We start from the raw sequence: 18,745 nt of genomic DNA, 5'->3' as shown, positions 1-18,745 counted from the left end.
CGACGGTGTCGGGGTGTTCGTTGCCGACGCCGGGTACTGGACGGCCGCCAACGGCACTACCGGCGTCGGCGCCGAGGTTCTGATCGCGACGAAGAGACCCTCGTGGCGCAAGGCCGACAAGCCCGACGACGACAAGCTCGCGGTCCTGGTCAAAGTCAACCGGGGCGAGTTGTCACAACGCAAGGCCGGCGAGATCCTCGGCGTCTCCTACACGTGGGTGCGGGACATGACCAAGCGCTACTTCGGGCAGGACGGGCAACGCATCACACGCAGCGCCGAACCCGAGCCCGAAGAGTGGATCCCCGTCATCGAACGCCTTGCTCGCGGCGAGATTTCCAAACGTGCCGCCAAGGACGAACTCACCGTCTCCGACACCCGCGTCAATGCAATGCTGGCCCACGTCCGCGGCGAAGCCACCGACCCAACGATCGCCCGCAAAACGATGGACAACAAACTCGCCGAACCCGGAAACGCCGAGCTCTACAAGAAACGGTCCTCGACCATCGAACCCGTCTTCGGCAACATCAAGCACAACCTCCGATTCCGGCGCTTCGCCCGCCGCAGCCTGCCGGCCGTGCACAGCGAATGGCGCCTCATCTGCACCGTCCACAACCTCCTCAAACTGCAGCAAGCAGCCCAGGCCTAACCGGCAGACCAGCGCCCCGACCACCCGACAACACACCCAACCCGCGCCTCAGCCTCGGCCCCAGACCTGAGGATTCGTGCGACAGCCTCTCTTGTGCCGGCGTCATCATGTCGACCTGCACCACGGCCAGTGGAGCGTCACGATCACCGACGGCCTCGTCGAGGTCGCGCGCCCGAGCTGGGCCGAACCACCACCCAGACAGCACGGCAGCTCTCACCGACGGAGGGTCGATCACCCCGCCGGCGACCCGGTCGTGCCCATCACCCAGCACTCACGATCGAAGGCCGACGAGGGCTCACGATCGAGGGCCGACGAGACTCAGCGCTCGCGATGGAAGACCGACGAGGCAGTCCTCCGACAAGCGGCCGACTTCGCGTTGGCCGACGTACCTGCTGGCTGAACCAGTCACGGTGAAACACAGCAGCCTCCTGCCCGCGGGCATGCGGGGAGGAGGCAGCTGCGTCTTGGCGCGTCTTGGTCTGTCAGGAGAGGGCGGAGCCGGCCTTGTAGGCGGCCCAGGTGGTGTTCCAGTCGGTCCAACCGTTGCCGGGCTCCATGTGGCGGGCGGTGCCGGTGACGATCACCGGGTCGCCGCGGAGAGTCTGGTTGAAGTACCACTGGGCGTCCTTGAGGCTCATGCCGACGCAGCCGTGGCTGACGTTGGAGCTGCCCTGGCTGCCGGCCGACCACGGCGCGCCGTGGAGGAACTCGCCGGAGCTCGTGACCCGCTGGGCCCACTTCACGTCCGGGATGTTGTAGTACTCCGGGTCGCCGGGCTTGAGGCCGACCGTCGCCGCGTCCATCCGCTTCACCGTGAACTTCTCCATGATCACCTTCACCCCGCTGCGGGTGGTGAAGCCGTCCTTGCCGGCGGTGATCGGGATGGTCCGGGCCAGCTTGCCGTTGATCGTCACCGTCATCGTGTGCTTCTTGACGTTGACGTTGGTGACGACCGACTTGCCGATGGAGAACGCGATCGTCCGGCTCGCGGTGCCCCACGCGTTGTTGCCGGCGTTGACACCCTGGGTACCGATGTCGACCGTCACCTTGGTGCCGGCCGGCCAGTAGTTCTTCGGGCGGTAGTTGACCTGCTTGCTGTTCACCCAGTGCCAGCTGCCGTCGACCGGGACCGACGTCTTCACCGAGAGCCGCTTCTCGACGGCCGCACGGTCCTTGACCGGGTTGTTCCAGAAGATCTGGATCGGCAGCGCGACGCCGACGGTCTCACCGTTCAGCGGGACGACCGAGGCCTTCAGGCTCTTCGACGCCTTCAGCGTCTTGAAGGTCGAGCTGATCGGCACCGTGGCGCCGTCGGTGCCTTCGGCCGAGCCACTCACCGTGTAGGTCGCGCCCGGCTTGAGCTGCGGCGTTGACGTCCACTGGGTCTTGTCGGCGTTGAAGGTGCCGGTCACCTTGTCGCCGTCGTCGTCCTTGAGCGTGACCGCGGTCAGCTTTCCGGCCGTGGTGGTCACCGTCACCGGCTTGTCCGGCTGCACTGACGACGCGCCCTTGGCGGGCACGATCGCGATGCTGGTCGACGCCGGGGTCTCCGACGGGCTCGTCGAGTTCCCTGGGGTGCTGGAGGCACCTGGCGAGTTGCTCTGCGACGTGGATGTGCTGGGCGTCGACTGCCCGCCGGAGCCGCCGGCCTCTGTGTCGCTACAGGCCGTGCCGGCCAGCAGCAGGACGCAGATCCCCGCCACGGCCAGGCCGTGCTTCCTCACCGAACCGCTCACCATTCCCCAGTTCTCCCCTGTTTAGTCAGACCGCGGTAAGGGTAACCTGCCGCGGCGACATTTCCCTGCATCCGTCCGCGTCGTTCCGGTACGGTCCACAAGCCCCGGTACCCGTTCGCACTACTACAGACGCACGAAAACACCGCCCGGTTCGTTCCCGGACGGCGTTTTTCGTACGACTCTCAACTAGTGAACAACTAATGAGCAACTAGTGAGCGTGGTCACCGCGGTAGTACTCGAAGATGAACCCGCTCAGCGTGATGATGCCGATCCCGCAGCCGGCGATGAACAACCACCAGCCGAAGACGATGCCGAGAACAACCACCGCCAGCGTCAGCGCGCACCACAGCGGCCACCAGGAGTACGGCGGGAAGAAGCCGAGCTCGCCGGCCCCTTCGACGATCTCCGCTTCCTTGCGGTCCTCCGGCCGGGCGTCCATCCGCCGTGCGGTGACGCTCAGGTAGAACGCCACCAGCAGCGACAGGAAGAACGTCATCACCAGTGCGGTGGTGCCGGTCGGGTCCTCGGACATCAGCCAGTAGATCGGCGTGACGACGAGCACGAACACACTCAGGATCCCGAAGACCCAGGCTTCGACCTTCACGCCTTGTCCTTCCCGTCGTCCTCGGTACTCGCGAGCTCCTCGAGATGCTCGACGCGGCCCTCGTCCTCACCCGCGTCCAGCAGGTTGTCCCTGCCGGCCCGGTTGTCCGGGTACTCAGCCAGCGCCAGGTCGGCGTGGTGCAGGTCGAACGCCGGGGACTCCGAACGGATCCGGGGCAGCTTCTCGAAGTTGTGCCGCGGCGGCGGCGAACTGGTCGCCCACTCCAGCGAGCGACCCCAGCCCCACGGGTCGTCGACACCTACGAGCGGCGTCTTGCGGGACTTGTAGATGTTGTAGAAGAACGGCAGCATCGACGCGCCCAGGATGAAGGCGCCGACGCTGGACACCTCGTTCAGCGTGGTGAAGCCCTCGTTGGCGCCGTACGACGCGTAGCGCCGCGGCATGCCCTCGACGCCGAGCCAGTGCTGCACCAGGAATGTGGTGTGGAAGCCGATGAACAGCAGCCAGAAGTGCAGCTTGCCCAGCCGCTCGTCCAGCATCCGCCCGGTGAACTTGGGCCACCAGAAGTAGAACCCGGCGAACATCGCGAACACCACGGTGCCGAACACGACGTAGTGGAAGTGCGCGACCACGAAGTACGAGTCGGACAGCTGGTAGTCCAGGGCCGGCGAGGCCAGGATGACGCCGGTCAGACCGCCGAAGAGGAAGGTGGTCAGGAAGCCCACCGACCAGAGCATCGGGGTGTCGAACGACACCGAGCCACCCCAGATCGTGCCGATCCAGTTGAAGAACTTCACGCCGGTCGGTACGGCGATCAGGAACGTCATGAACGAGAAGAACGGCAGGTTCACCGCGCCGGTGACGAACATGTGGTGTGCCCACACCGCCACCGACAGCACCGCGATACCGAGGGTCGCGCTGACCAGACCGATGTAGCCGAAGACCGGCTTGCGGCTGAACACCGGCAGGATCTCGGTCACGATGCCGAAGAACGGCAGCGCGATGATGTACACCTCTGGATGCCCGAAGAACCAGAACAGGTGTTGCCAAAGTATCGGCCCGCCGTTGGCAGCGTCGAAGACATGGGCCCCGAGTGATCGATCCGCCTCCAGCACCAGCAGCGCCGCCGCCAGGATCGGGAACGCGATCAGCACCAGGATCGACGTGACCAGGATGTTCCAGGTGAAGATCGGCATCCGGAACATCGTCATGCCGGGAGCGCGCATGGTGATGATCGTGGTGATGAAGTTGACCGCACCCAGGATCGTGCCCAGACCGGCCATCCACAGACCCATGATCCACAGGTCGCCGCCGATGCCTGGTGAACGGACCGCGTTCGACAGCGGGGCGTAGGCGAACCAGCCGAAGTCGGCCGCGCCGCCGGGGGTGAAGAAGCCGCTGATCGTGATCAGGCCGCCGAACAGGAACAGCCAGAAGCTGAACATGTTCAGTCGCGGGAACGCGACGTCGGGGGCGCCGATCTGGATCGGCATGATCTCGTTCGCGAAGCCGACGAACAGCGGGGTCGCGAACAGCAGCAGCATGATCGTGCCGTGCATCGTGAAGAGCTGGTTGTACACCTCTTCGTTCACGATCTGCAGACCCGGCTTGGCCAGCTCGGCGCGGATCAGCAGCGCCATCACGCCGCCGATCAGGAAGAACGCGAACGACGTGATCAGGTACATGTGCCCGATCAGCTTGTGGTCCGTCGTGGTCAGGTACTTGACCAGCAACGCGCCCTTGCTGCGCCGGCGGGTCAGCGCGCTGGTGCTACCGATAGCGCCGGTGCGCTCGGCGAAGTCGGTCACTTCTCGCCCCCTGTACCGGGAATGGTGGTGGCGTCGGCGCCGCCGGTTGCGGCTCCGGTCTGGCCCTTGGCGGCCAGTTCCTTCAGGTGTGCGTCGTACTCGTCGCGGGAGACCACCTTGACGGTGAAGACCATCCGGCTGTGGTAGAGACCGCAGAGCTCAGCGCACTTGCCGGCGAAGGTGCCGGTCTTGGTCGGGGTCAGCTCGAACTTGTTCGTCTTGCCCGGGATCACGTCGAGCTTGAAGTAGAACGACGGCACCCAGAACGAGTGGATGACGTCCGGCGAGGTCAGGTCGAAGTGGACCGACTCGTTCACCGGCAGCCACAGGGTGGCCGGCTTGTCCATCGTGCCGGTCTCCCAGACACCCTGCTGCCCGTTGACGGTGTCCTTGTAGTTGAAGGTCCACTGCCACTGCTGGCCCACCACGTTCACGGTGTGCTGCGGGCTGGCGTCCATCTTCGTGACCTGGTTGCCGTGCTCGACGGTGTAGAAGAACAGCACACCGATGATCGCGAACGGGGCCAGGGTGTAGAGCACCTCGAGCGGCAGGTTGTACCGCACCTGCCGGGGTGCGTCGTCGTTGCGCTTGCGGTACCGCACCACGACCCACAGGATCAGGCCCCAGACCATCACGCCGATGATCAGGGCGGCGATCCACGCCCCGATCCAGAGGCTGCGGATGGCCTCGGTCCGGTCCGATGCGCCCTCGGGCAGACCGAGTCGTTTCCACTGCTCAGTGGTCGCCGTCGAGCAACCGGTCAGCAGCAGGGTGCCGAGCACCACTGCACTGCCGACCAGCAGGCGACGCTTCGCCGGTCGTGTGGCGCCGGCAGAACCTGCCGGTCGCTCCTCCACTCCGGGCGTGCCGTTCGAACCCACGGGGCGCCTTTCCCTTCCCAAGTGAGACTGACGACCAAACACTACTGGACACCCTCCCGGCTCCTGCGCATAGGTAGGGCTTAGCGTTTTGGGCGTGAGCGAGCGTACGTATCTGGACGCCGCGTCGGCCGAGCCGATGCACCCCGCGGCGCGGGAGATGTTGCTGTCGGCAGTGGATTCCGGATGGGCGGATCCGGTGCGTCTGCACCATGAGGGCCGGACCGCCAGGCTGCTGGTGGACAACGCCCGCGCGGTCCTCGCGGAGGCGGTCGGCGTGCGGCCGGACGAGCTGTACCTGACCACCTCCGGTACGGCGGCGATCCAGGCCGGCCTGACCGCGGTACGGGCCGCGCGCAGGCGGGTCGGGGCAACGATCGTGCACAGTGCGGTCGAGCATTCCGCCGTACTGCACACGGCTGGAGAGGCGGCTGCCGAGGTCAGCGTGGACCGGCTGGGGCGGATCGAGCTGGATGCGTTCACAGACGCCGTACGGCGCCCTGGAGTGGCTGTGGCCGCGCTGCAGTCGGCGAACCATGAGGTAGGGACGCGTCAGCCGATCGAGGCGGCGGCTGCGGCGGCAGGCGACGTACCGCTGTTTGTTGACGCGTCCGCGTCGGTCGGGCACGACGTCGTACCCGCGGGCTGGTCGGTGCTCGCGGCGAGCGCGCACAAGTGGGGCGGCCCGGCTGGTGTCGGGCTACTGGCTGTGAAGAAGGGCACTCGGATCGCACCGGCGTGGCCGATGGACGAGCGGGAGGACGGCCTCTCCCCCGGGTTCCCGAACGTCCCCAACGCGCTGGCCGCGGCCGCTGCGCTGCGGGCCCGACTGGCCGAGGCGGAGGAGCTCGACCAGCGGCACAGGGCCTGGATCGACGAGGTACGCCGCCGTGTGGCCGCGGACGTCCCCGACGTCGAGGTAGTAGGTGACGCGGACGACCGCCTGCCGCACATCCTCACGTTCTCCTGTCTCTATGTGGACGGTGAGGCGCTTGTGACCGCACTGGACGCCGAGGGGTTCGCTGTCTCCAGTGGTTCCGCCTGTACGTCGAGCACGCTCCGGCCCTCGCACGTACTCGCAGCGATGGGCGTACTCACCCACGGCAACGTCCGTGTCTCTCTAGGGCGCGACACAACCCAAGACGAGGTGCAGCGGTTCTGTGCTGTGCTTCCAGGACTGGTGCAGCGGATCCGGGCGGAGGTGGGAATGTGAACGTCGACCTGGACTGCCGCGGTCTGCTCTGCCCACTCCCAGTGATCAAACTGGCCAAGACGCTACCGACTGTTGCCGTAGGCGACACGGTCACAGTGCTGGCCGACGACCCGGCCGCGGCAACCGACATCCCGGCGTGGTGCCGGATGCGTTCCCAGGAGCTGGTATCGGCCGGGGAAAACCAGTACGTCGTACGACGGGTCAGCTGAAACACTGCGCGACGTGACCGACTTCGCCTACAAGCCGACGCTGACAGGGGACCTGGTGGTCCTACGCCAGCTTGACGAGGGCGATTACGACGCACTTAAAGCCGCCATGGACGACCCTGACGTCACCCGCCTGACCGGCAGCCACGGTGAGATCGGGGAGGAGCAGGCCCGCGAGTGGATGCGGACCCGCAAGGACCAGACCGACCGGCTGGACCTCGCCATCGTCGACAAGGCATCGGGCGCCGTGGTCGGTGAGGCCGTGCTGAACGAATGGGACCCGGACAACCAGTGCTGCAACTTCCGGATCCTGATCGGCCCGTCCGGCCAGGGCCGCGGTCTCGGGACCGAGGCAACCCGGCTGATCGTCGGCTACGGCATCGAGCAGCTCGGTCTGCACCGGATCAGCCTCGGCGTCTACGCGTTCAACCCGCGGGCTCAGCGCGCGTACGAGAAGGCCGGCTTCACCACGGAGGGCGTCCTGCGCGATGCCCTCCTCTGGAACGGCGAATGGTTCGACGAGATCGTGATGTCCGTCCTGGCCTCCGAATGGATACCGTCTGAGGTGTGATCAAGGCCGAACGCATCGCTGTGCTGACCGGAGCTGGGATTTCGACTGCGTCGGGCATCCCCGACTTCCGGGGCCCGCAGGGCGTGTGGACGAAGAATCCGGCCGCGGAGGCGATGTTCGACATCGACGAGTACGTCGCCAGTCGCGAGGTGCGAGTGGCGACCTGGAAGCACCGGCTGGCCGTGCCGGCGTGGACAGCCGAGCCGAACCCGGGTCATCTCGCTCTGGTCGAGCTGGAGCGGCAGGGCCGTCTGACCGGTCTGATCACGCAGAACGTCGACGGGCTGCACCAGAAGGCCGGCTCGTCAACAGAGCTGGTCCACGAACTGCACGGCACGGTCTGGTACGTCGACTGTCTCCAGTGCGAGCGCCGGATCCCCATGGCTGATGTACTCTCCCGACTCGAGTCAGGCGACGAGGACCCGGCCTGCGAAGTGTGCGGCGGCATCCTGAAGTCCGCGACCGTCTCGTTCGGCCAGTCCCTCGACCCGGCCGTGCTGGACCGAGCTGTCGAAGCCACCGAATCATCCGACCTGTTCCTGGCCGTCGGGACGTCACTGCAGGTCTACCCGGCCGCAGGTCTCTGCGACCTCGCCCTGAACGCCGGAAAGCCCCTGATCATCCTGAACGCACAACCAACCCCGTACGACGACCAGGCGACCACTGTGCTGCGCACTCCGATCGAGACCACACTGCCGGACCTCGTGACCTTACCGTGACATTTGAGCCCTCCTCACGGTAAAGGGCGGCGGCTACCGTCCCCGGCAGGGTGAGTCGGCGGGGAGGGGCACGTGATGCGCGGGTTCAGGCGTTTGACAGCAGGTTTCACCGCGGCCGCTGTGGTCGTGCTGGGGTTGGGTACGGCGGCACCGGCTCCGGCGCAGGTGACGGCGGAGCGGGTGATCACCGTCGCGGGCTCGTTGCAGAACGAGCTCGGGTGCGCGACCGACTGGGATCCGGGCTGCGACGCGTCCAGTCTGGGGGCGAGTGCGCCGTACACGAAGGTGTTCGACGTGCCGGCGGGGTCGTACGAGTTCAAGGTCACGGTCAACAAGAGCTGGGACGAGAACTACGGCGCCGGGGGCGTGCTGAACGGCGCGAACATCCCGTTGCGGATCGAAGGGCCGGCGAAGCTCCAGTTCAGTTACAACGACACTAGTCACATTGTCACTGTCAAGCCGGTGGAGCTGGCCGGGCCGACGGTGACGGCCGCGGACAAGGCGCTCGCGACGCCGAGTCTGCGCCCGGCCCTCACCAAGGAGCGGTTCTACTTCCTGATGGCGGACCGGTTCGCGAACGGCAACAAGGCGAACGACGCCGGCGGACTCACCGGCGACCGGCTGAAGACCGGGCTGGACCCGAAGGACAAGGGCTTCTACCACGGCGGTGACCTGGCCGGAGTGATCCAGAAGCTCGACTACATCAAGTCTCTGGGGACGACGTCGATCTGGCTGACCCCGTCGTTCAAGAACCGGCCGGTGCAGGGCTCCGGCGCCAATGCGAGCGCCGGGTACCACGGGTACTGGATCACCGACTTCACCCAGATCGATCCGCATCTGGGCACGAACGCCGACATGCAGCGGCTGATCGACCTCGCGCACCGCAAGGGCATGAAGGTCTTCTTCGACATCATCACCAACCACACGGCGGACGTGATCGACTACCAGTCCGGCCAGTACGGCTACATCCCGAAGTCCACGGCGCCGTACAAGGATGCCCAGGGCAACGTGTTCGACGACAAGGACTATGCCGGCACCGACACCTTCCCGGCGCTGGACAAGAACATCTCCTTCCCCAACATCCCGGTCTTCCGGACGCCGGCCGACGAAACCGTCAAGGTGCCGGCCTGGCTGAACGACCCGACGCTGTACCACAACCGCGGCGACTCGACGTTCGCCGGCGAGAGCGCGGAGTACGGCGACTTCGTCGGCCTGGACGACCTGTTCACCGAGCAGCCGAAGGTCCGCGACGGGATGATCGACGTCTACAAGACGTGGGCCGAGCTCGGGATCGACGGGTTCCGGATCGACACCGTGAAGCACGTGAACCTCGAGTTCTGGCAGAAGTTCTCGCCCGCGATCCTGGCGGCTGCTCGTGGCGCCGGGTCGAAGAACTTCTTCATGTTCGGCGAGGTCTTCGACGCGAACCCGCAGTTCATGTCGACGTACACGACCAAGGGCGCCCTGCAGGCGACGCTCGACTTCGGTTTCCAGCAGAGCGCGGTCGCGTACGCGAAGGGCGACCCGAGTACCAAGCTGCAGGACTTGTACGCGGACGACGACTACTACACCGACACGGACTCGAACGCGTACGAGCTGCCGACGTTCCTCGGCAACCACGACATGGGGCGCGTCGGCACGTTCCTGAAGCAGAGCGGCGCGGCTGGTCAGGACCTGCTCGCGCGGGACAAGCTGGCGCACTCGCTGATGTACCTGACCCGCGGGCAGCCCGTCATCTACTACGGCGACGAGCAGGGCTTCACAGGTCCGGGTGGTGACAAGGACGCGCGGCAGGACATGTTCGCGACCCAGACCGACGACTACGCGGACGACGAGGTCGTCGACGGCACAGGTACGACGACGATCGGCAAGAAGGACAGGTACGACGTCAGCTCGCCGATGTACAAGCACATCGCGGACCTGGCGAAGCTGCGCGCCACGTACCCGGCCCTGTCCGACGGGCGACAGGTGCACCGGTACTCGTCCAACCTGAACGGTCTGTACGCGTTCAGCCGGCTGGGCAGCGACAACGTCGAGTACTTGGTCGTCGCGAACAACTCGAAGACTGCGGCGTCGGCGACAGTGCCGACGTACGGGCCGAACACCTGGCTCAAGCCGGTCTACGGCGGCTCCAAGGCGGTGAAGACCGACCGCGAAGGCAGGGTGGCAGTCAGCCAGGCTCCTCTGTCGGTGACGGTGTACCAGGCCCAGACCAAGGTCCCGCCGCGCGCTCAGGCGCCCAGCGTGTACATGAGCTCGCCAGCAGCCGGTGCGACGGTCGGTGGGCGTGCTGAGATCGCGGCTGCGGTGCCGGCGAACGCCCCGGTGACGGTGACGTTCGGCTACCGGCCTGTGGGTACGACGGCGTGGAAGCGGCTCGGTGCCGACGACAACGCGCCGTACCGCGTCTTCCACGACGTGTCCGGGCTGGCCAAGGGCACGCTGCTCGAGTACCGCGCCGTACTGCGGGATGCCTCGGGCAACTACTCGGTGTCCGGCTCGTACGGCGTGGTTGGTGACGCTGCTGCGCCGGGTGGTGGTGGCGGCGGGACGGGTCCCGTCGTACAGCCGGCCAACGTGTCCGTCCCGGGTGATCACAACAGTGAGATGGGATGTCCCGCGGACTGGTCGCCGGACTGCGAGCAGGCTCAGCTGAAGCTGGACGCGAAGGACAAGGTCTGGAAGGGCACGTACACGCTCCCGCCCGGTGAGCACGCTTACAAGGCGGCGATCAACAAGACCTGGGACGAGAACTACGGAGCGGGTGGAGTCGCCAACGGCGCCAACATCTCGTACACGGCACCGACCACGCCAGTCACCTTCTACTACGAGCACGGACGGCACTACGCCACGTCCAGCGCGCAGGGGCCGATCATCACGGTGCCCGGCTCGTTCCAATCCGAGCTGGGCTGTCCAGCCGACTGGGATCCGTCCTGCATGCGACCCTGGTTGACCGACGAGGACGGCGACGGGACCTACACCTGGTCCACCAGCGAACTGAAGGCGGGCAACTATGAGGCGAAGGTGGCTCACAACCTGTCCTGGGACGAGAGCTACCCGGCACAGAACGTTCCGGTCGCGGTGCCGTCGGACGGGCTGGTCGTCACGTTCTCGTACGTGCTCGCGACCCACCAGTTCACGGTGACGACGGCCAAGCCCGGTGCACAGCCGGACCTGAGCCAGGCGAAGGCGTACTGGGTCAACCGCGACACCCTCGCCGTACCTGCGGTCGACCACGCCGAGCGATACCGGTGGCGGCTGCACTGGTCGGACACCGGCTCGCTCAAGATCGACGCGAACGACATCGGCGGATCGTCGGCCGCACTGCGCTACGACTCCGCTGTGGTGAAACCGGGCTACACGACGCTCCGACTCGACAGCGCGGACGTTCGCAAGATCCTCACCGGTCAGCTCGGTCTGGCGCAGTACGACGATGCAGGGCGTCTGCTCGACGCGACCGGCGTACAGATCCCGGGCGTGCTCGACGACGTCTACGGAAACGCGACCGGACGCTCGTACGGCGTCACGTGGCAGGCCGGCAAGCCGACCTTCACGCTCTGGGCGCCGACCGCCCAGCACGTCCGGTTGATGATCGGATCGTCGACAATCCCCATGCGGACAAACGGTGACGGTTCCTGGTCGGTCAGCGGGCCACGGTCGTGGAAGAACGCGTCGTACCGCTATCAGGTGAAGGTGTTCGCACCCAGCACCGGCAAGGTCGAGACGAACGTCGTCACGGACCCGTACTCGGTTGCCTTGACCACCGACTCGGCGTACTCCGTGGCCGCCGACCTGAATGACCCGGCGGGTAAGCCGGCGCTCTGGTCGACCACTCCCGCGCCGAAGCTCGCACGGGGCGTCGACTCGACCATCTACGAGTTGCATGTGCGGGACTTCTCGATCAACGACAACACGGTGCCGGCCGCGCACCGCGGTACCTACCTGGCCTTCGCCGACGAAGGCAATGGGACCAAGCACCTGCGGACGCTCAAAGCCGCCGGGCTCAACACCGTGCACCTATTGCCGACATTCGACATTGCATCAATCCCCGAGACCGGCCAGCAGACGCCCGCGTGCGATCTCAAGTCGTTGCCGGCCGACTCCGAGCAGCAGCAGGCGTGTGTGACGGCGGTGGCTGCGAAGGACGGCTTCAACTGGGGCTACGACCCGTTCCACTGGCTCGCGCCGGAGGGGTCGTACGCGACTGAACGCGATGGCCTGGCACGCGTCGCGGAGTTCCGCACGATGGTCGGCGGACTGCACAGGTCCGGGCTGCGCGTCGTCCTCGACCAGGTCTTCAACCACACCGCGGCCGCAGGTCAGGCACCGACGTCGGTGCTCGACCAGATCGTGCCCGGGTACTACCAGCGGCTCAACGCCACCGGGAAGGTCGAGAACTCGACCTGCTGCAGCAACATCGCGACCGAGCACGCGATGGCCGAGAAGATCATGGTCGACGGCACGGTGAGCTGGGCGCGCAACTACCACGTGGACGGCTTCAGATACGACCTGATGGGCCACCACACCAAGGCGAACATGCTGAAGGTCCGCGCCGCGCTGGACAAGCTGACGCTCGCCAAGGACGGCGTCGACGGCAAGTCGATCTACCTGTACGGCGAGGGCTGGAACTTCGGCGAGGTCGCCGACGACGCGCTGTTCGTCCAGGCCCGGCAGGGAAATCTCGGCGGGACCGGGATCGGCACCTTCTCCGACCGGCTGCGGGACGCGGTCCGCGGCGGCGGACCGTTCGACGACAACCCGCGGATCCAGGGCTTCGGCTCCGGCGAGGCGAGCGACCCGAACGGCGACCCCGTGAACGGTACGCCGGACGAGCGTGCCAAGCGGCTCGCGCACGACACCGACCTGGTCCAGCTCGGGCTGGCCGGCAACCTTCGCACGTTCACCTTCAAGTCGGCGTCGTCGGGCGCCGACGTCCGTGGTGATCAGGTCGACTACAACGGCTCGCCGGCCGGGTACGCCGACCAGCCGGACGAGGTGATCACGTACGTCGATGCCCACGACAACGAAACGTTGTGGGACACGCTGACGTACAAGTTGCCGACGAACCTGCCGATGCCGGACCGGATCCGGATGAACACGTTGTCGCTGGCAACGACCGCGCTGGCGCAGACGCCGTCGTTCTGGCACGCCGGCGCGGACCTGCTGCGGAGCAAGTCGCTGGACCGCAACTCGTACGACTCGGGTGACTGGTTCAACACGCTCGACTGGACCGGTGCCGACAACGGCTTCGGTCACGGCCTGCCGCCGAAGACCGACAACGAGGCCAAATGGCAGTACATGAAGCCGCTACTCGCCAATCCGGCTCTAAAGCCGTCGGCGACCGATGTGGCGTCGGCGTCCGCCGCGGCCGCCGATCTGCTGAAGCTGCGCTTCTCCACTCCCCTGTTCCGCCTCGGGTCGGCCGCTCTCATCAATCAGAAACTGAGCTTCCCCCTGAGCGGTACGACGCCGGGCGTCATCACGATGCGCGTCGACGACACCGTCGGCCCGGACGTCGACCCGGCGCTGAAGGGAATCGTGGTCGTCTTCAACTCGACCAGCGCTACCGTCACCCAGCAGGTCCCCGGCCTGACGGGGGCCAGCCTGAGCTTGTCACCCGTCCAAGCCAACGGCACCGACGCAGTGGTCAAGCAGGCCGCATGGTCCGCAACCACGGGCGCCGCAACAGTCCCACCGCGAACTGTCGCCGTCTTCGTCCAGCCCTAGAGACCGGCGAACCGAGCCGCGGCCACGAATGCCGCCAGCGCCAGAAGGATGGTGTTGGCGGCAGTCGAGCCGGGCTCGCGCAGCGAGGAGTGGGACGTGGCGGCGCCGATCATCACCACGCACAGGCCCACAGCCGCGAGTGGGGTGAGGACACGGGCGGTGTCGGTCAGCCACGGCGCGAACAGGCCAGCCACTGCCAGCAGCTCGCAGACAGCCACGAAGCGGACCAGCGGCATCGGGAACGGGGCGATCCCGGTCTGACCGGTGGCGATGAGGCGAGCGCGGGACATGACGGCCTTCAGCACCCCGGAGATCGTGAAGACAACCGCCAGCACGCCGCTGAAGATCCAGGTGATCGTATTCATGTCGATTGCAGACGATCGACAGATCAGACCTGTGACACTGTCACCAGGAGGCGTCCCCGATCGTCTGTGATGGGTGTGATGGAGGAACTCAGGCCGCTGCTGCTGTCGATCGCGTACCGGATGCTGGGCACGTTCGGGGACGCGGAGGACGTCGTACAAGAGGCGTACCTGCGGTTGCACCGGGAGCCGGAGGTCACTTCACCGAAGGCGTTCCTGACCACGGTGACGACCCGCCTGGCGATCGACCAGCTGCGCTCGGCGCGGCGGCAGCGGGAAGAGTACTTCGGACCGTGGCTGCCGGAGCCGGCCGTCGACGAGTACGTCGATCTCGCGGACCGCGCCGCACTCTCGGACTCGCTGTCCACCGCCTTCCTCGTCGTCCTCGAACGACTCACCCCGGACCAGCGCGCGGTGTTCCTGCTCGGCGACGTGTTCGGCTACTCCTACGACGATCTCGCCGGCTTCCTCGGCAAGACGCCGGCCAACTGCCGTCAGCTCGCCGTCCGCGCCCGCCGTCGGATTGCCGACAATCGACCGCGCTTCGACCCGTCCCCCCAGGAACGCGACGAGCTGGTACGGCGGTTCGTCGCGGCCGCCGAGGACGGTGAGCTGGAGGCGCTCGTCGCCGTACTCACCCCGGATGCGACCTTCACCGGCGACGGTGGCGGCAAGGGCGGCTTCCCCCGTCCGGTGCACGGCGCCGGCAACGTGGCCCGGATGCTCATCGGCGCCTTCGGCAAGTTCCGTCAACTGACCACCGAGGCGGTGCATGTCGGCGGACAGCCCGCGTTGCGGATCCACGACCGGTCGAACCGCACCGTCGCGGTCTGGTCGTTCACCATCGCCGAAGGCCGGATCACGGCGATCCACGGCATCGTGAACCCCGACAAGCTGACCCACCTCCAGCCGTCAGGGCACCCGGACGATCAGGGCTGACGGGTCGACCTCGGCGGTCAGCGACGTGCCGCTGGAAACGGTGTCGCCGTCGAGCTGGCGCCGTACTGGGCGCTCCGCCCGCACCTGGATGCGACGGCCGGTGAAGCGCTGCAGGTGCTCCTCCCGCCAGGACTTGATCACGAGGCCGAGCACGAGCCGCGGCCAATGACTGACCCGGCGCGGGGCGAGGACCACCGCGTCGATCCGCCCGTCGTCGGGCGTCGCGTCCGGCAGCAGCGGGATGTTCGCCTGCAGTCTGCCGACGTTGCCGATCACCACGGTGCGCGCGCGACGGCGTACCGGGGGCTGGTCGTCGACCGTGATCTCGACCCGGACCGACGGATGGTTCAGGTTCTTCAGCGTCGACACCACGTATGCCGCCCAGCCGGCCCGCTTCTTCAGGTCGTCGGGGGCGTCCGCGATGATCGCGGCATCCAGCCCGAGGCCCGCCATCACCACGAAGCGGTCGGTCGGCAGCTGATCTCCTTCCACCAGCACGCTGTCGATCCGCCGGTCGGAGCCGTCGAGCACCTCGGCCAGCGCGGTCTCGAGCTCGAGCGAGATCCCGAGGTTGCGGGCGAGCAGGTTCCCGGTTCCGGCCGGCAGCACCGCCGCCGGGATCCCGGTCCGGGCGAGCTCGGCGCACACCACCCGCACGGTCCCGTCGCCGCCGGCCACCAGCACCAGATCGACCACGTCGTCGATCGCCCGCCGGGCCATCGTCACGCCGGCGTCGTCCTCGGTCGTCTCCAGCCAGAGCGGATCCTCGAACCCCCGCTCGGCCAGCCCCTTCTCGACGGTACGGCGGAACTCGTCGCCGTCGACCTTTACCGGGTTCACGATGACGGCTGCCCGCCTGGCAGAACTCACCTGATCTTTGTCCGTTCGAAGAGATAACGTGCTGAGAATGAGCAGACTTCCACGGAGTACGCCAGAAGCCCAGGGGCTGTCCACCGCCGCACTCGGCAGTTTCGTCGGAGCGCTGGACGCCGGGCGGCCGGAGATCCAGACCGTGATGCTGGTGCGGCACGGACACGTGGTGCTGGAGGAGGCGTGGGCGCCGTACCGGCTGGAGGACCGGCACCTGCTGTTCTCGGTGTCGAAGAGTTTCACGTCGACCGGCATCGGACTGGCGATCGACGCCGGGCTGTTGTCGCTGGACGACCAGGTGATCTCGTTCTTCGACGCGGACGACCTGCCCGAGACGGTCAGCGACAACCTGGCCGCGATGAAGGTCCGGCACCTGCTCACGATGACGACCGGGCACTCGAAGGACACCGTCGAGGCGCTCAGCCGGGATCGCCGGATGGTGAAGATCTTCCTCGGACTCGAGGTGCAGCACGAGCCGGGCACCGTGTTCGTGTACAACAGCGGCGCGACGTACATGCTGTCGGCGATCCTGCAGCGGCTCACCGGTGCGAGCCTGCTCGACTACCTGCGCCCCCGGCTGTTCGAACCGCTCGGCGCCACCGAGGCGACCTGGCAGGTGTCGAAGGAAGGCATCGTCGTCGGCGGCTGGGGCCTGAGCCTCAACACCGAGTCCCTGGCGTGCTTCGGGCAACTCTTGCTCCAGCACGGCGAGTGGAACGGCAAGCAACTCGTCCCGGCCGAGTGGTTCGAGGCGGCCACCTCGAAGCAGGTCCCCAACGACAACGAGGAGAACCCGGACTGGAAACAGGGCTACGGCTTCCAGTTCTGGCGCGGCCGCCACAACACGTACCGCGGCGACGGCGCGTTCGGGCAGTTCATCCTGGTCTTCCCGGAGTACGACGCGGTCCTCATCACCACGAGCGCGACCAGCGACATGCAGGCGATCCTCAACACCGCCTGGGACTATCTGCTGCCTGCTCTCGAGGGCAAGGAGGTCCCCGCGACGCAACGCCCGCAGCGGCTCGAGCTTGCGCCGCCGAGCGGTCCCGCACCCGCGCCGGGCAACGGGCAGACGTACCGCTTCGCGGTGAACAACCCGACCGGACTGACCGCCGTACGGCTCGACCCCGACGGCACCGGCACGTTCAGCTTCCGTGACTTCAGCAACGGGAGCCTGCACGAGGTCGTGTGCGCGCCGGGCGAGTGGCGCGAGCAGACCGCCCACGGCACGGTCGGCGACGCGAGCCCCGAGATCGGCGAACGCCTGGTGACCAGTGCGCACGGTGACGGCAATGCATTCGTCGCGGCCTTCCGCTGGGTCGAGTCTCCGTTCGGCGCGACGATCAGCTGCCAGGTCGACGGCGACACGATGACCGTCGACGGAAAGCTCAATGTGTCCTTCGGACCCACCGAATTCAGGCTGACTTCGGAGAAGTGATTCACGTCACGTCACAAAGCCGGGACCGGCGCGTGTCCTCCGGGTCGCCAAACACGGACGACTGGCACGGACGACGGAGGATGACATGAAGGTTTTGGTGGCAGGCGCGACCGGCGGACTGGGCCGGTCACTGGTACCGCAGCTGCTCGCGGCCGGACACGAGGTGACCGGGATGACTCGGTCCGAGTCCGGCGCGGCCGGCGTGCGGTCGTTCGGCGCGGACGCCGTACTCGCGGACGGCCTCGATGCCGCCGCCGTACGCGCCGCGGTGGAGTCGGTCCGCCCGGAGGTCGTCGTACACCAGATGACGGCGCTCAAGGGCGGCATCGACTTCAAGCACTTCGACGACAGCTTCGCGATGACGAACCGGCTGCGAACCGAAGGCACCGACAACCTGCTCGCGGCCTCCCAGGCGGCCGGCGTACGACGGTTCGTCGTCCAGTCGTACGCCGGCTGGAACCTCGAGCACGGCGGATCCGCCACGAAGACCGAGGCGGACCCGCTCGACCCGAACCCGGTACCCGCCCAGCGGCAGACGATGGCCGGGATCAAGCACCTCGAGTCGGCGGCCCTGAACACCGAAGGGATCGAGGGCGTCGCGCTGCGGTACGCGAACTTCTACGGCCCGACCGGCGACATCGGCAAGGGCGGCTCGATGGTCGAGATGATCCAGAAGCGCCGGCTCCCGCTGATCGGCGACGGCACCGGGGTCTGGTCCTTCATCCACTACGACGACGCGGCCGCGGCGACGGTGAAGGCGATCGAGAGCGACGTCACCGGCGTGTTCCACGTCGCGGACGACGACCCGGCGCAGGCGGCGGTCTGGTTGCCCGAGTTCGCCCGGATCCTCGGTGCGAAAGCGCCGCGCCGCGTCCCGGTCTGGCTCGGCCGGCTCGCCGCCGGCGACGTCGGCGTGGCCGCCTTCACCGAGATCCGCGGCGCCGACAACACCCGCGCCAAGAAGACCTTCGACTGGCAGCCCGGCTACGCATCCTGGCGCGAAGGTTTCCGCCACGGGCTCTGACGCGGAACTGGTGAGAGGATTCGTTTACTTCGCTGTTACACAC

16 protein-coding genes are annotated in these 18,745 nt (G+C 67.2%); 10 read left to right on the top strand and 6 right to left on the bottom strand.

Annotated elements, in window-relative coordinates; translation table 11 throughout:
* Nucleotides 1-646, top strand: a 646-nt coding sequence (locus tag EV651_RS04000) for a transposase (protein WP_238156637.1), incomplete at its 5' end; no start/stop codon positions are given.
* A 76-nt stretch (nucleotides 647-722) separates the two neighbouring features.
* A complete protein-coding gene (locus EV651_RS03995; protein ID WP_133781999.1) occupies nucleotides 723-1,046 on the top strand; it encodes a hypothetical protein in 324 nt (107 codons plus the stop codon).
* A gap of 82 nt (nucleotides 1,047-1,128) precedes the next feature.
* Here the strand turns inward: EV651_RS03995 and EV651_RS03990 are convergent, their stop codons facing one another.
* The 4 genes from EV651_RS03990 to coxB form a co-directional block, all read right to left on the bottom strand.
* Complete coding sequence (locus tag EV651_RS03990) at nucleotides 1,129-2,370, bottom strand: Ig-like domain-containing protein (RefSeq protein ID WP_238156636.1); 1,242 nt, start codon at nucleotides 2,368-2,370, stop codon at nucleotides 1,129-1,131.
* A gap of 220 nt (nucleotides 2,371-2,590) precedes the next feature.
* Entirely contained in the window at nucleotides 2,591-2,986 is a 396-nt protein-coding gene (locus tag EV651_RS03985; protein WP_133781995.1) for a cytochrome c oxidase subunit 4, read from the bottom strand.
* Nucleotides 2,983-4,755 carry a cytochrome c oxidase subunit I gene (gene ctaD / locus EV651_RS03980; protein ID WP_133781993.1) on the bottom strand — a complete coding sequence of 591 codons (1,773 nt, stop codon included), beginning with the start codon at nucleotides 4,753-4,755 and terminating at the stop codon, nucleotides 2,983-2,985. The genes EV651_RS03985 and ctaD overlap by 4 nt, the downstream gene beginning before the upstream one ends.
* Nucleotides 4,752-5,636: a cytochrome c oxidase subunit II gene (coxB, locus tag EV651_RS03975; RefSeq protein ID WP_133781991.1), complete on the bottom strand. Its 885-nt coding sequence runs from the start codon at nucleotides 5,634-5,636 to the stop codon at nucleotides 4,752-4,754. The genes ctaD and coxB overlap by 4 nt, the downstream gene beginning before the upstream one ends.
* A 94-nt stretch (nucleotides 5,637-5,730) precedes the next feature.
* Here coxB and EV651_RS03970 point away from each other — a divergent pair, with 94 nt between their 5' ends.
* The 5 genes from EV651_RS03970 (at nucleotide 5,731) to pulA (ending at nucleotide 14,069) form a co-directional block, all read left to right on the top strand.
* The gene (locus EV651_RS03970) at nucleotides 5,731-6,846 is read left to right on the top strand and encodes a cysteine desulfurase family protein (RefSeq protein ID WP_202870138.1); all 1,116 of its coding nucleotides are present in this window, start codon (nucleotides 5,731-5,733) and stop codon (nucleotides 6,844-6,846) included.
* Entirely contained in the window at nucleotides 6,843-7,055 is a 213-nt protein-coding gene (locus tag EV651_RS03965) for a sulfurtransferase TusA family protein (protein ID WP_131342193.1), read from the top strand. The genes EV651_RS03970 and EV651_RS03965 overlap by 4 nt, the downstream gene beginning before the upstream one ends.
* A gap of 13 nt (nucleotides 7,056-7,068) precedes the next feature.
* A complete protein-coding gene (locus EV651_RS03960; RefSeq protein WP_133781989.1) occupies nucleotides 7,069-7,623 on the top strand; it encodes a GNAT family N-acetyltransferase in 555 nt (184 codons plus the stop codon).
* Nucleotides 7,620-8,342: a Sir2 family NAD-dependent protein deacetylase gene (locus tag EV651_RS03955; RefSeq protein WP_133781987.1), complete on the top strand. Its 723-nt coding sequence runs from the start codon at nucleotides 7,620-7,622 to the stop codon at nucleotides 8,340-8,342. The genes EV651_RS03960 and EV651_RS03955 overlap by 4 nt, the downstream gene beginning before the upstream one ends.
* Before the next feature lie 75 nt (nucleotides 8,343-8,417).
* Nucleotides 8,418-14,069: a pullulanase-type alpha-1,6-glucosidase gene (gene pulA, locus EV651_RS03950; RefSeq protein ID WP_133781985.1), complete on the top strand. Its 5,652-nt coding sequence runs from the start codon at nucleotides 8,418-8,420 to the stop codon at nucleotides 14,067-14,069.
* On the opposite strand, the gene EV651_RS03945 is transcribed toward pulA, so the two are convergent.
* Nucleotides 14,066-14,434 (bottom strand): DoxX family protein, encoded by a 369-nt coding sequence (locus EV651_RS03945; RefSeq protein WP_133781983.1) that lies wholly within the window; start codon nucleotides 14,432-14,434, stop codon nucleotides 14,066-14,068. The genes pulA and EV651_RS03945 overlap by 4 nt on opposite strands.
* Nucleotides 14,435-14,512: 78 nt before the next feature.
* Between EV651_RS03945 and sigJ the strand changes: the two genes are divergently transcribed.
* Nucleotides 14,513-15,370, top strand: a complete 858-nt coding sequence (gene sigJ / locus EV651_RS03940) for an RNA polymerase sigma factor SigJ (protein ID WP_202870137.1) — start codon at nucleotides 14,513-14,515, stop codon at nucleotides 15,368-15,370.
* Here sigJ and EV651_RS03935 read toward each other — a convergent pair.
* The gene (locus EV651_RS03935) at nucleotides 15,344-16,240 is read right to left on the bottom strand and encodes a diacylglycerol kinase family protein (protein WP_238156635.1); all 897 of its coding nucleotides are present in this window, start codon (nucleotides 16,238-16,240) and stop codon (nucleotides 15,344-15,346) included. The genes sigJ and EV651_RS03935 overlap by 27 nt on opposite strands.
* Nucleotides 16,241-16,277: 37 nt before the next feature.
* Here EV651_RS03935 and EV651_RS03930 point away from each other — a divergent pair, with 37 nt between their 5' ends.
* Both EV651_RS03930 and EV651_RS03925 read left to right on the top strand, forming a co-directional pair.
* On the top strand, nucleotides 16,278-17,678 hold the full coding sequence (locus EV651_RS03930) for a serine hydrolase (protein ID WP_238156634.1): 1,401 nt from the start codon (nucleotides 16,278-16,280) through the stop codon (nucleotides 17,676-17,678).
* 85 nt (nucleotides 17,679-17,763) lie between these two features.
* Nucleotides 17,764-18,702: an NAD(P)-dependent oxidoreductase gene (locus EV651_RS03925; protein WP_133781977.1), complete on the top strand. Its 939-nt coding sequence runs from the start codon at nucleotides 17,764-17,766 to the stop codon at nucleotides 18,700-18,702.
* Nucleotides 18,703-18,745 lie beyond the last annotated feature (43 nt).

This window comes from Kribbella sp. VKM Ac-2571 (assembly GCF_004362255.1).
Classification (GTDB): Bacteria; Actinomycetota; Actinomycetes; order Propionibacteriales; family Kribbellaceae; genus Kribbella; species Kribbella pratensis.
Note: the sequence above shows the minus strand (reverse complement) of the source record. Positions and strands in the feature narration are given on the sequence as shown.

Bases quoted from the DNA above. Each gene is read 5' to 3' on its own strand.
- sigJ (WP_202870137.1), top strand. From the start codon at position 14,513: ATGGAGGAACTCAGGCCGCTGCTGCTGTCGATCGCGTACCGGATGCTG.
- EV651_RS03945 (WP_133781983.1), bottom strand. From the start codon at position 14,434: ATGAATACGATCACCTGGATCTTCAGCGGCGTGCTGGCGGTTGTCTTC.
- EV651_RS03930 (WP_238156634.1), top strand. From the start codon at position 16,278: ATGAGCAGACTTCCACGGAGTACGCCAGAAGCCCAGGGGCTGTCCACC.
- EV651_RS03925 (WP_133781977.1), top strand. From the start codon at position 17,764: ATGAAGGTTTTGGTGGCAGGCGCGACCGGCGGACTGGGCCGGTCACTG.
- pulA (WP_133781985.1), top strand. From the start codon at position 8,418: ATGCGCGGGTTCAGGCGTTTGACAGCAGGTTTCACCGCGGCCGCTGTG.